The 13,920-nt window shown below is 62.8% G+C and carries 6 protein-coding genes; 3 read left to right on the top strand and 3 right to left on the bottom strand.

Going from position 1 to position 13,920, the window contains the following annotated elements:
- Window positions 1-167 precede the first annotated feature (167 nt).
- Window positions 168-3,875, top strand: a complete 3,708-nt coding sequence (metH, locus tag ACSMEV_RS12510) for a methionine synthase (protein ID WP_459205428.1) — start codon at window positions 168-170, stop codon at window positions 3,873-3,875.
- 443 nt (window positions 3,876-4,318) lie between these two features.
- Here metH and ACSMEV_RS12505 read toward each other — a convergent pair whose 3' ends face one another.
- Window positions 4,319-5,386 (bottom strand): ABC transporter substrate-binding protein, encoded by a 1,068-nt coding sequence (locus tag ACSMEV_RS12505; RefSeq protein ID WP_459205427.1) that lies wholly within the window; start codon window positions 5,384-5,386, stop codon window positions 4,319-4,321.
- A gap of 214 nt (window positions 5,387-5,600) precedes the next feature.
- On the opposite strand from ACSMEV_RS12505, the gene ACSMEV_RS12500 reads away from it, so the two are divergent.
- Both ACSMEV_RS12500 and ACSMEV_RS12495 read left to right on the top strand, forming a co-directional pair.
- Window positions 5,601-7,253, top strand: coding sequence for a nitrite/sulfite reductase (locus ACSMEV_RS12500; RefSeq protein ID WP_459205426.1), 1,653 nt, complete (start codon window positions 5,601-5,603; stop codon window positions 7,251-7,253).
- The gene (locus ACSMEV_RS12495; RefSeq protein WP_296267626.1) at window positions 7,237-7,731 is read left to right on the top strand and encodes a DUF934 domain-containing protein; all 495 of its coding nucleotides are present in this window, start codon (window positions 7,237-7,239) and stop codon (window positions 7,729-7,731) included. The genes ACSMEV_RS12500 and ACSMEV_RS12495 overlap by 17 nt, the downstream gene beginning before the upstream one ends.
- Before the next feature lie 45 nt (window positions 7,732-7,776).
- On the opposite strand, the gene ACSMEV_RS12490 is transcribed toward ACSMEV_RS12495, so the two are convergent.
- Both ACSMEV_RS12490 and ACSMEV_RS12485 read right to left on the bottom strand, forming a co-directional pair.
- A complete protein-coding gene (locus ACSMEV_RS12490) occupies window positions 7,777-12,111 on the bottom strand; it encodes an NEL-type E3 ubiquitin ligase domain-containing protein (protein ID WP_459205425.1) in 4,335 nt (1,444 codons plus the stop codon).
- A gap of 198 nt (window positions 12,112-12,309) precedes the next feature.
- Window positions 12,310-13,581 carry an OprD family porin gene (locus ACSMEV_RS12485; RefSeq protein ID WP_459205424.1) on the bottom strand — a complete coding sequence of 424 codons (1,272 nt, stop codon included), beginning with the start codon at window positions 13,579-13,581 and terminating at the stop codon, window positions 12,310-12,312.
- Between the last annotated feature and the right edge of the window lie 339 nt (window positions 13,582-13,920).

Here is a 13,920-nt window from a genome sequence, read left to right as displayed (position 1 = left end):
GGAAGTCCTGGTTCTAAATGGCCATCAGGTATGGACAGTTGCAAAAGGTAAATGGCTCGGGTGCGTCAACATGAGTGTTATTCATGCAAAAGGGCATGGCGTCTAAAAACCATGCAACTTTGCTATCATCGCGCACCTTCTGATATCGCCCGACCAGGTAGTTTGCCATGTCCGACCGCATCGCTCGTCTTCACGCTCTTCAGCAGGCACTCAAAGAGCGCATCCTGATTCTCGACGGCGGCATGGGCACCATGATCCAGAGCTACCGTCTGGAGGAAGCCGACTATCGTGGCACGCGCTTCGCCGATTGGCCAAGCGATGTCAAAGGCAACAACGACTTGCTGCTGCTGAGCCAGCCCGAGGTCATCGCCGCCATCGAGAAAGCCTACCTCGACGCCGGTGCCGACATCCTCGAAACCAACACCTTCAACGCCACACAGATTTCCCAGGCCGACTACGGTATGCAACGCCTGGCCTTCGAGCTGAACGTCGAAGGCGCGCGCATCGCCCGCCAGGTGGCCGACGCCAAGACCCTGGAAACGCCGAACCGCCCGCGCTTCGTCGCCGGCGTGCTCGGCCCGACCAGCCGCACCTGCTCGATCTCGCCCGACGTCAACGACCCCGGCTACCGCAACGTCACCTTCGACGAACTGGTCGAGAACTATGTGGAAGCGACCCGTGGCCTGATCGAAGGCGGCGCCGACCTGATCCTGATCGAAACCATCTTCGACACCCTGAACGCCAAGGCGGCGATCTTCGCCGTGCAGCAGGTGTTCGAGGACGACGGCATCGAACTGCCGATCATGATTTCCGGCACCATCACCGACGCGTCCGGCCGTACCCTGTCGGGTCAGACCACCGAGGCCTTCTGGAACTCGGTGCGCCATGCCAAGCCGATCTCGGTGGGCCTGAACTGCGCCCTGGGGGCCAAGGAACTGCGCCCGTATCTGGAAGAGCTGTCGACCAAGGCCGACACCTTCGTCTCCGCGCACCCCAACGCCGGCCTGCCCAACGCCTTCGGCGAGTACGACGAAAGCCCGGCGGAAATGGCCGCAGTGGTTGAAGAGTTCGCCGCCAGCGGTTTTCTCAACATCATCGGCGGCTGCTGCGGCACCACGCCCGGGCACATCCAGGCCATCGCCGAGGCCGTGGCCAAGTACGCGCCGCGGGCCATTCCAGAAATTCCCAAGGCTTGCCGCCTGTCGGGCCTGGAGCCGTTCACCATCGATCGCAGCTCGCTGTTCGTCAACGTCGGCGAGCGCACCAACATCACGGGTTCGGCCAAGTTCGCCCGCCTGATCCGCGAAGAGAACTACACCGAAGCGCTGGAAGTGGCCCTGCAGCAGGTCGAGGCCGGCGCCCAGGTGATCGACATCAACATGGACGAAGGGATGCTCGACTCCCAGGCCGCCATGGTCCGTTTCCTCAACCTGATCGCCGGCGAGCCGGACATTTCCCGCGTCCCGATCATGATCGACTCCTCGAAGTGGGAAGTGATCGAAGCCGGCCTGAAGTGCATCCAGGGCAAGGGCATCGTCAACTCGATCTCCATGAAGGAAGGCGTCGAGCAGTTCAAACACCATGCCCGCCTGTGCAAACGCTATGGCGCGGCCGTGGTGGTGATGGCTTTCGACGAGGTCGGCCAGGCCGACACCGCAGCGCGCAAGCGCGAGATCTGCCAGCGCAGCTACGACATCCTGGTCGATGAGGTGGGCTTCCCGCCTGAAGACATCATCTTCGACCCGAACATCTTCGCCGTCGCCACTGGCATCGAAGAGCACAACAACTATGCCGTGGACTTCATCGAAGCCTGCGCATACATCCGCGACCACCTGCCCTATGCGTTGACCTCGGGCGGTGTGTCCAACGTGTCGTTCTCCTTCCGCGGCAACAACCCGGTGCGCGAAGCGATCCACTCAGTGTTCCTGTTCCACGCCATCCAGAACGGCCTGACCATGGGCATCGTCAACGCCGGGCAGTTGGAAATCTATGACGAGATCCCGGCCGAGTTGCGCGAGAAAGTCGAAGACGTGGTGCTCAACCGCACTCCGGAAGGCACCGACGCCCTGCTGGCGATCGCCGACGACTACAAGGGCGGTGGCGCGGTCAAGGAAGTGGAGAACGAGGCCTGGCGCTCGCTGCCGGTCGATCAGCGCCTCGAGCATGCGCTGGTAAAGGGCATCACCGCGTTCATCGTCGAAGACACCGAGGAGTGCCGCCAGCAATGCGCGCGCCCCATCGAGGTCATCGAAGGCCCGCTGATGAGCGGCATGAACGTGGTCGGCGACTTGTTCGGCGCGGGTAAGATGTTCCTGCCCCAGGTGGTCAAGTCGGCGCGGGTGATGAAACAGGCGGTGGCGCACCTGATTCCGTTCATCGAAGCGGAGAAAGGCGACAAGCCCGAGGCCAAGGGCAAGATCCTCATGGCCACGGTCAAGGGCGACGTGCACGACATCGGCAAGAACATCGTCGGCGTGGTGCTGGGGTGCAACGGCTACGACATCGTCGACCTGGGCGTCATGGTGCCGGCCGAGAAGATTCTGCAGACCGCCCGCGACGAGCGCTGCGACATCATTGGCCTGTCCGGCCTGATTACGCCGTCGCTGGACGAAATGGTCCACGTGGCGCGCGAGATGCAGCGCCAGGGCTTCGAATTGCCGCTGATGATCGGCGGTGCGACCACGTCCAAGGCCCACACGGCGGTGAAGATCGAGCCCAAGTACAGCAACGACGCGGTGATCTACGTCACCGACGCCTCGCGTGCGGTAGGCGTGGCTACGCAGCTGCTGTCCAAGGAGCTCAAGCCCGCCTTCGTCGACAAGACCCGCCAGGAGTACGTTGAGGTCCGCGAGCGCACGGCCAACCGTAGCGCCCGCACCGAGCGCCTGAGCTATGCCAAGGCCATCGCTGCCAAGCCTAACTACGATTGGGCCGGCTATCAGCCGACGGTGCCGTCGTTCACCGGCGTGAAAGTGCTCGACGACATCGATCTGCGCACCCTGGCCGACTACATCGACTGGACGCCGTTCTTCATTTCCTGGGACTTGGCCGGCAAGTTCCCGCGCATCCTCACCGACGAAGTGGTCGGCGAAGCGGCCACCGCGCTGTACCAGGATGCCCGCGAAATGCTCGACAAACTGATCGACGAACGCTTGATCAGCGCGCGTGCGGTGTTCGGCTTCTGGCCGGCCAACCAGGTGCGCGACGACGACATCGAAGTCTACGGCGACGATGGCGCACCGCTGGCCACCCTGCACCACCTGCGCCAGCAGACCATCAAGCCTGACGGTAAGCCAAACTGGTCGCTGGCCGACTTCGTCGCGCCCAAGGGTAGCGGCGTCACTGACTACGTGGGCGGTTTCATCACCACTGCCGGCATTGGCGCCGAGGAAGTGGCGAAGGCCTATCAGGACAAAGGCGACGACTACAACTCGATCATGGTCAAGGCCCTGGCCGACCGCCTGGCCGAGGCGTGCGCCGAGTGGCTGCACGAGCAGGTGCGCAAGGAGCACTGGGGGTATGCCCGCGACGAGCACCTGGACAACGAGGCGCTGATCAAGGAGCAGTACCGCGGCATCCGCCCTGCCCCGGGCTACCCCGCCTGTCCGGACCACACCGAGAAGGAGACCCTGTTCCGCCTGCTCGACGGCACCGCCTTGGGCGAAACCGGTCCGAGCGGGGTGTTCCTCACCGAGCACTTCGCCATGTTCCCGGCCGCAGCGGTCAGCGGCTGGTACTTCGCCCACCCGCAGGCGCAGTATTTCGCCGTGGGCAAGGTCGACAAGGACCAGATCGACAGCTACAGCGCGCGCAAAGGTCAGGACGTGAGCCTGAGCGAACGCTGGCTGGCGCCCAACCTGGGTTACGACCACTGAGAACGGTCAGCCAGCGCGTGCACAGGGACGCTCCAGAAGCGCCCCTGTGCAGGTTGGGTGATACCAAAAGCGAGCGGCGCGCTCCATGCTCGTCGGTCGAACGCAAACAGCCTGGACGTTGGCGCGCCCAGGCTGTTTGCGTTCGACCGACGGCGTTGACGGTAGATCAGCTGTGGTTGGCCCAGTACGCCGCCGTGATGACGACCAGCACGATCAGACACAGGATCGCCCAGGTGTCGACACTGCCGTGGGACTTGCGGACCTTGGTTGGATTACCCATTGCATGGCCTCTTGTTAGCACACGGGGATGTCCGTGGTCCTCAGAGTAAAGACCAGCAAAGCCCTTCTCTCAAGCAGGGTTTTTCGCCGGGTATCCGAAACAGCCGCCACGGGTGGTGAAACCAGGGTACGCGAGTGATCGAGCGCTACATCGGCACGCTAGGCTATGGCGAGCGCACTTGCAGGAAGGGATAGCGGTAATCCGCCGGGCGCCCCTTGGCGCTCAAATGCCGCAGGTCCAGGCCAAGGTCTTTGCGGCGCAGGCTCAGTAGCCACTGCTGCGCCTCGGTGCGATCGATCAAGTGCAGCACCGACACCTTGTGTTCGCGCAACCCGTCGCGGTCAATGGGAACACCTTGGGCGTCGTCGTGCAGCATCACCATCGCCCAGCCACCCACCGTAAAGTGACCGCCCGCCAACACGCTCAAGCGCCCGTCGACGCGCGCGCGCAAGGCTTCGGGCGAGGCATTGACGGCGCTGAACAGTACATCGCGCCCCGGCACGCGCCCGGCCTCTTGGAAGGCGCGCATCGCGCCGAAGGCCATCTCTTCGTTGGCGCACCACACCAGACGCAGTCTTGGGTAACGCTGCACCAGCACCTGAGCCTGTTCGTAAGCGCGCTGACGGCTCCATCCGCCATACACCACCTGGCGCAGCCTCACTTGGGGAAAGTCCGCCAGGGCTCTACGCATGCCTTCCTCGCGCAGTTGCGAAGCGGGCGTGTTCTTCACTGCGGCGAAGGCCACCAGATCGATCGGGCCGTCTTCATTGGGCAACTGCTCGAGCAACCCATGCAGCATTTCGAAACCGGTCTGCTCATCGTTGACGCTCAAGGTACCGAGCACCGGCGCATAGGTCTCGGGCTGCGTATCGACACTGTGCGTCTGCGCAGGGGTGAGGGCGTTGTTGACGATGAACACCTTGACCCCACTGCCCTGGGCCAGGCGCAGGATCTGCGGGGCCACGTACTGTTCGTTGACCATGACCAGGTAATCGGGCTTGTCGGACGCATTCAGCGCTCGTCGCGCCTGATCCAGAATGAGCGCGGGTTGGCTCTGACCGTATTCGATGCGCAGCTGCATGCCGAGGTCGTCGGCTGCGGCATGCATGAACGAGGAATAACGGGACCAGAAGTCTTCCTGGCGATAGCCTGGGTTGAGAAACACCACAGAGGTGGCCTGCGCGGCGAACGATAGCGACAAGCCAAGCCACAGGCCAAGGGCCTTGAACATCGGGACGGGTTCCTGCTGGAGCAAACGTCGGAGTATAAACAGGTATATGTCGCACATAAACGAACACGGCTTGGCTATTAGGCCAAGCGGTTATTTGCATATGCAAAAACATCACTTTAGCGCATAAACGCAACCTGCTATCTTCCCCCGGCTCCGAGACGGAGTGCGCGGCCGTGCGCGCGAATAGCTGCCTGCAGCCTGAGACAGGACTTATATGTACGTATATGACGAGTACGATCAGCGAATCATCGAGGACCGCGTCAAGCAGTTCCGTGATCAAACCCGCCGTTATCTGGCCGGTGAGCTGAGCGAAGAAGAATTCCGCCCTCTGCGTTTGCAGAATGGCCTGTACATCCAACGTTTTGCGCCGATGCTGCGTGTCGCTGTGCCCTATGGCCAGCTGAACGCCACCCAGGTCCGCACCCTGGCCAAGATCGCGCGAGACTACGACAAGGGCTACGCCCACATCAGCACCCGGCAGAACGTGCAATACAACTGGCCGGCGCTCGAAGACATCCCCGACATCCTGGCCGAGCTGGCCACCGTGCAGATGCATGCGATCCAGACCAGCGGCAACTGCCTGCGCAACACCACCACCGACCAATTCGCGGGCGTCGCGGCCGACGAACTCGTCGATCCCCGGCCCTGGTGTGAAATCGTCCGCCAGTGGACCACGTTCCACCCCGAATTCGCCTACCTGCCGCGCAAGTTCAAGATCGCCATCAATGGCTCGAAGGACGACCGCGCCGCCATCGAAGTGCACGACATCGGCCTGGAGCCGGTGCGCAACGAGGCCGGCGAGCTGGGCTTCCGCGTGCTGGTCGGCGGCGGTTTGGGCCGTACGCCAGTGGTCGGCTCGTTCATCAACGAATTCCTGCCCTGGCAAGACCTGATTAGCTACCTCGACGCCATCCTGCGCGTGTACAACCGTTACGGTCGCCGTGACAACAAGTACAAGGCGCGGATCAAGATCCTGGTCAAAGCCCTGACCCCAGAGGTGTTCGCCGAAAAGGTCGAGGCGGAAATGGCTCACCTGCGCGGTGGCAGCAGCACCTTGACCGAAGCCGAAGTCGAACGCGTATCGCGCCACTTCGTCGATCCGGACTACAAGGCGCTGGAGAACGTCGACTTCACTGGCCTCGAACAGGACTTCCCAGGTTTCGCCCGCTGGCGCGCGCGCAATACCCGCGCGCACAAGCGCCCCGGCTATGTCGCGGTGACGCTCTCGCTCAAACCCACCGGGGTCGCCCCAGGCGACCTGACCGACAAGCAGCTCGACGCCGTGGCGGACCTGGCCGAGCGCTACAGCTTCGGTTTCCTGCGCACGTCCCACGAACAGAACATCATTCTGGCCGACGTCGAGCAGCGCCAGTTGCACACGCTGTGGCAGGAACTGCGCGAGGGCGGCTTCGCCACGCCGAACATCGGCCTGCTCACCGACATCATCTGCTGCCCGGGCGGCGACTACTGCTCGCTGGCCAACGCCAAGTCGATCCCGATCGCCGAATCGATCCAGCGCCGCTTCGACGACCTGGACTACCTGTTCGACATCGGCGAGCTCGATCTGAACATCTCCGGCTGCATGAACGCCTGCGGTCACCACCACGTCGGCCACATCGGCATTCTCGGCGTGGACAAGAAGGGCGAGGAGTTCTATCAGGTCTCGCTCGGCGGCAGCGCTTCGCGCGACGCCAGCCTGGGCAAGATCCTCGGCCCCTCCTTCGCCCAGGAGCAGATGGCGGAAGTGATCGGCAAGCTGATCGACGTGTACGTGGAAAAACGCACCGAAGACGAGCGCTTCATCGATACCTACCAGCGGATCGGCATCGACCCATTCAAGGAGCGCGTCTATGCAGCGAATCATTAAGAACGGCCAGATCATCGACGAGACCTGGCACCTGCTGCCCAAGGACACTTCGTTCGACGAACTGACCAACTGCGACGACTACATCGTGCCGCTGCAGATGTGGCGCGATCATGGCCATGCCCTCAAGGCCCGCGATGGTGGTCTGGGCGTATGGCTGGATGCCGACGAAGAAGCCGAGGAAATCGGCGAAGACGTCGCGCAGTTCCAGGTCATCGCCCTGAATTTCCCGGCGTTCACCGACGGGCGTAACTATTCCAACGCGCGCCTGCTGCGCGATCGCTATCAGTTCAAGGGCGAGCTGCGTGCCATTGGCGATGTGCTGCGCGACCAACTGTTCTATATGGCGCGTTGTGGTTTCGATGCATTCGCGGTCCGTGCCGACAAGGATCCAGAGGACGCCCTCGCGGGCTTGAAGGACTTCTCGGTCACCTATCAGGCCGCAACCGACGAGCCGCTACCGTTGTTCCGCCGTCGTTGATGCCGCCCTGGGGCCGCCAAAGGCCCCAGGACGCCTGCCTGTAACTCAGTAGGGTGCCGACTTAACCTCTTGGAGCGTCAATCTCGACAGCAGCGCCTGCTCTGCCCGCTGGCGCTCGGCCGCCAGTTGCTCGACCTTGTCCAGGTAAGCCTGCTCGCCGAACAGCGTGTTCCAGCCTTCGAGACCTTCGAGCCGCACATGAAACGGTGCGTTCATCTCTTCTATCAGATGCCCGAAACGCTGGCGCAGATGGTCTACCCAGAAATCACGCTGTACCAGCGATTGCGCGATCGCCTGATGGGTTTCGGCAGCCAGAATGGTCGTGCGTGCAAGGTTTATATCAGCGGCGGTGACCGGGCTGTATGAGCCGAAGTACATGTAATCTGGCTGCTCAGGCAGCCCAAGCGGCCCGGACAAGTAAACGCGATAGGACATGATGACTTCGATGTCGTCCACCGGAGGCGCCGCGGGCCTACTGCGGAGGACTTCGATATGACCCGCGGCCAATCGGTCCACCTCGTCGAGTCGATAAAGCGAGCGCCCCAGCTTCAGCAACCTCCGTGTGGCCATCGCACCTGTATAACCCTGGGTGCATTCGGCGACCAAGACACCCACCTCGAGCTGGCTGAGCACAAGCAACTCGCGATCAGAACAGGTGCGCGGGCCGGCCGCTTGTTGGAACAACGCTTCTCTGACCTGACTGTCGCGCTCGCAGGCGCGCAGGATTCTCCAGATGCGCGCGCGGAACCGCTTCGGACGCTGCAGGTACTCGTTGGAGTGAGTCAGATCGGCAAAAAAACGCAGCAGATCACCGCTACCTGGCTCAGCCTCCAACCTGTCCCAGATAGCTTGGTGCTCGGCACGCTCCCCGCCGCTCAGTTCGCCCAGCCAATGATCGCGCGCCACGGTGTCTACCCGCATATGGGCGTGGGTAATGTCCCGCGCTTGGGAAGCGGCCTCCTCCGCCTGCGTGGCCTGATTGATTTGATCAACGCTGGTGCTTTCGAGTGGATTGTCGTGCACGAACAGACGTCTTAGAAAAAACTCAGACCACGAAGGTTGCACCCGCCTGATGGCGTTGTCTCGCAAATCGACGCTCTCGACGAAGGGCCGCTGCCGCACCCAGTCCGGCACCTGCGCAGTCGAGGTATCGCGCAGTGACACGTCGCGCAGGTCGCGCAACGCGGCAAGGTTGGGCACGGCCTGCAGCGGATTGCCGTCCAGTTCGAGCCGGTCGAGATGGGCCAGCGCCGCAAGACGCTGATCGCTCTGGGCATCCCAGACGATTCGGTTGTGTCCCAGACGCAGCCGTCTCAGGTGCACCAACGTTTCGATGCTCTCGGGCAGGCGCGTCAACTGGTTATGGCGCACATCGAGCAGCCGCAGGTTGGGGAAACGACTCAGGAACGAAGCCGGTAGCTGGGTCAGGGCCATGTCGCGCAATACCAGCTCCTGCACATGACCGAAGTCGACACTTTCCGGCAGCGAAGGCAGTTGGCCAATACGTTCGCCTGCGATGACCAGTCGCGCACTGTCGGGGCCTCCACGCTTGCGGCGCCAGCAGCGCCGAATACGTGAAGCCACTTCACGCCGTCGAAGTGATTGAAGCAGCGTGCCTGGCTCCGCCTGCCAGGCTTCGAGAGCGGACCTCAAGGTTGCCAGTTGCTGGTGCAGTTCGTGCAGGTAGTTCCAGGGGTCGATGCCGCGCGCGCGCAGGTCGCTGAGCAAGGCTTCGATGTCCGATGCAGAGTAGGTCGGATAAAGCTGGAGCAGGCCACGGCTGAACGCCTGCTGGCTGCTTTCGCCCCGCCCACTCAGCGGATACCCCACGCGGCCATCACCGAGTCGCGACGGCGGTCTGAACCCCTGGCGCTCGGTCGCCATGCCCAGGATACGTGCCGCGTCGCCACGCGATCGATTCGCCTGCTGGACGAGACGCTCGCCCAGCGCCGTGGCGCTCAGATCTGCCTGACCAAGCAATGTTTTTTGCAAACCATCCAGTCTGAGCAAGAGCGCTTCGGTCAGCGTGTCCTCCAGACGACTGCCTGACACGAGGGCACCTGAGGCGTCCACGCAACGATACCTACCTTGGTGGTTGACGATCACTCTAGCCTCGGCGTCCGTCGCTGCGGTCGAGTGGGCCAGCAGAGGGCCCTGCGGGGTGTCCTGACGAATCTCTATCCGCACGTTATCCGGCCAAGGCGCCACCGCTTCGATGAGACCCAAAGCCAACTTTTCCGTATCGCGCCCGGCCAATTGGTCACGCATCAATCCCGCGCACGCACGGTCCAGGCGCGCATCGTGCAGGACCCAGCGCGCTTGCTGGGCCAGCGCCAATGGCACGCGCTGCTCGTCAATCATGCGTTGCACCTGGGCCTGGGTGGCGCGTTCGACCAGTTCGTTGGCACACAGCGGGGTCAGACCTGGGAAATCGCGCCTGAGCACCTGCGCAGCAGGCTGTACGGAAGGCTGAAGCGTAGCGACCTGTGCCTCGAACGCCTCGCCTCGTAGGTCGGGAAATCGAACGTGTACGTCGTAGCGTTGCAGGGCATCACGCAATCGCGCCGGCGCAGACGCGACTTCCAGGTGCAGGCCACGCAGTTGGTCTTCGGTCATGCCAGTGGCGCAAAACGCAAAGTGCGCTGCCTCGTCGCTGGCCTGGGCGGCTTCGCTGTCGAGCCGGCGCACTAGTTCACCGACATCGTTCCAGTACTGAGGTTGCTCCAGCGCATGCCACCATCCGCCCGTTTCGTTGCTCTCGACAATGGGCGCATAGGCCCCTTGGCGCGCTGGATGAACGACCCGCCAGTGAGCGTGTTCGTGGGCGCGCTCAAGGCGCAGCCTGCCGGCCTGAGTGTCGACATGACGAACAGTGGGCGATGACGCCTCCTCTGCACCTGCTCGGCTGGTATAGCCCGTCAGTGTCGGGTCGAGCAGGCGCAACGTACCGGACGAACCCACGACCGGCGCAAGACCGTCCACGAACAACGTACGCTGGGCCAGACCCAGCACAGCCACAGGCGCGCCTGCCACCAGAGCATTGCCCGCGATGTCCTCGGCCACGTTGAACAGGTGTGCGAGTGCCATTTCACGGTCTCCCAGCTGCCAATCTTCGTAACCCTCATACACTTCTTGAGCCAATTGCAGGGCGGCGATGCCCAGCATCGCCACGCCCAGTCCAGGTACGAAAAAGCTGACCAGTCCGAACAGATCGAGCCCGGCGTTGACATAGCCTTCCAGTCGAGCGGCACGGACCTTGCGGTTTTCCTCGTCGGTCGGCACTGCCAACACCTTGGCGTCAGCCAAGAGACCTTCGACTTGGCGCAGGCGCAAATGAGCGAACACGTCGCCATCGATCGGCGTGTGTCGACCATCGATTTCTATAGGGGTACTGGCACTTCCCTCGCTCAAGTTGCGCGCCAGTGCTTGGCTGAACGCCAGTTGATCGGCCCTGGCCAGCAGTTGCGTGAAGAACGCCGCATACCCAGGCACCGCGAAACGCCCGGCCAAGGCGATCGAAAGCGCGCGCCAAGAAGCGTGCATGGAGACCCTGGCGACCGGATCGCCGGGAATCCAGAAGATGATGGTTTCGAGGTTGGCATCCGGCGAAGCGTCGACCCGTACTTCGATAGCCAGCACACCATTGACCCGCTTGCCCAATACGCGTACCTCGTGGGCCTTCAACACATGCGCATCGGGTGGTACCACGTGCTCGGGCGCGGCAAGCGCCGCCAGACGGCGGTAGTTGTCCTGGTCCAGACCGCCGCGCAGGCGAGCCAGGCAGGCGTCTGCGGCGAGCGTCGTGCGAAAGGCTTCCTGCAGCGTATGCTCGACGGTGTCGCGCGTGCCGTCCTCGGGTCTTAGCACCGCCTTGATCCGACGCTGGTACTGCCCACCGATGTCCAGTGTTCGACATAGCTGGGCGAAGCGCTCGGGCGCCAAGGCAATGGGCGTGTGGGCGGCGTCGACGATTTGCGTCGCGGCCGAGAAAGCAGCCGCCTGCGTCTCGCTGGGATCGAAGTTATGCAGGGCCGCCGCCAACAGACTCTGTCGACTGGTGTGGCGCCTGTAGGTCTGCGCTATACCCAGGCTGGCACTGGCTTCTGGCAGATGCGTCACCAGGTCCAGTTGGCTGGTACGCACATCCAGCCGGCACGCGAGTTCACGCTCCAATACGGGAGACAGCAAGGCCTCGCCAAACAAGGGCAATGCGGGAATGGTATCGAGCACGCGCTGGGCTTGGGCATGGGCATGCTGCTGCTCGAGCAGGTGCCTGCGCAGGGCGGCACGCTGCTCGGGCGAGGCCGTTCGAAACCAAACGGGCAATCGATGCGCAATCAGCATGTCGATGCTGGTGGTCGGGGCAAGATGGTCGGACATGGCGAGGCCTCTCGTGTGGGGGAAAAGCCAAGTCTGAGCGACGTGTTTCTCGCACACTCGGTAGCTATGTCTAGGGAGTCACGTACCTGCCTGTGGCTACCGCTGGGGGAACTGGCGAAACGTGCAGGTACGACCGTTACCAGGAGCTATCCCATCGCGAGTGAATCGGGCTGCGCCACTCAGGCGCAGCACCTTTTTTCAGAACACGTCGATCGGGTATTCGACGATCACCCGAACCTGATCCGCCGACCCACTGGACTTGCCGTTGCCGATGCGGTGGGTGGCCTGTCGCACCTTGAGCGACAGGTCCTTGGCCGGCCCGCTCTGCACCACGTAGCGCACCGTCAGGTCACGCTCCCAGTGGTCCTCGCTGTCGGCGTAGTAGTCATAGACGCTGCCGGCGGCGACCTTGCTGCCATCGACACCCGTGCCGCGGATGTAGCGAGCCTGGAACGTCAAGCCCGGTACGCCATACAACGACATGTCGAGGTCGTAGAACGCGCCCCAGGAACGCTCGTTAGGGCCGTTGAAGTCGACCAGTTGCGAGGAGTTGGCCAGGTAGATCGAGTCATGGTAGGTGCCCGGCCCCATGCCCAGATAGTCGAACGGTTGATCGCCGTCGATGCGCTGGTGGGTCAGCTTGAACGTATGCGCGCCTTGTGTGTAGGCCACTGCCATCGACCAGGCGGTGACATCGATCTTGCCCGCCAGTTGGCGCCCTTCGTCATCAGTGCGATACAGGTTGAAATCGAAGCTCAGGCTCTGGGTATCGCTCAGCAGCAGCGCGTACAGCGAATTCACGTAGGTCTGGCGCCAGATGTCTTCGTAGCGCGAGGTGTACAGGCTCAGGCTCAGGCGATCGTTGACCGCGTAGGTACCGCCCAGGAAGTCGACGGTGCCGGTACCCACGCCTGCGTAAGCGGCGTAGAAATCGTCGTCGCTGTTGGTGCTGTTGAAGTCCTTGGCGGCGGTCAGGTGCGCCGCTTCCAGGTTCAGGCCCTCCAACTCGGCGCTGGTCAGCCAGAAACCTGTGGCGGTCGCGGGCAGCAGACGGGTATCGGCCGGGGCGAATACCGGGTTGTACGGGCGCAGGTTGTTGCCATAGCGCAGTTCGGTGGCAGACACCCGCAGCTTGACGGCCCCGCCGCCCGAGCCGGCAGCGTCTTTGGCGCCATCGCCGTCCGGTACCAACACCCCCGCCCCGGCACGCCCGCGACCGCCGTCGAGCTTGAACGCCGAATAACCACTGACGTCCAGACCCAGTCCCACGGTTCCTGTGGTGAAACCGGAAGTGTAGTCGAAGCGCAAGCCCTGCCCCCACTCGCGTTGATCGCCGCCCTTGCCTTTGGTGTCGTGGTCCCAGTAGAGATTACGGGTCAGCCCCTTCAAGTGACTGCCTTCGATGAAACCCTGCTCCTGCGAATCCTGGGCCATGGCCAACGGGGCGGCGGCTACAGTGGCCAGCGCCATCAGGCTCCTTGCGGTAATCAACATGCTCGACTCTCGATAATGGTGTATCTGCAACAAAACAGATGGAAAAGTTGGCCGGCTAGCTTACGGAACGTGTCTAGCCTGCGCCAGGCAATCGATCGTCAGGTCGCAGGGAGTACGGGCGAGTCCTCGCTCGCCCAGGGCCCAGTCACCGGATCACAGACGACGTATCGAGGGGCGCAGACGGAGCGAAAGGTTAAAGTCATCGTACGACCTCTCTATATATTTGATTTTTAGCGGCCATTATTTCCAAAAAACCGCAAAAAAATCCTAGCCACCTCAAAGGTTGTACGATAACTTACCTTCAGATCGCAGCGA

Source organism: Pseudomonas sp. MLB6B (assembly GCF_054508135.1).
The sequence above is the reverse complement of the archived record's forward strand: the minus strand, read 5'-3'. Positions and strand labels throughout refer to the sequence as shown.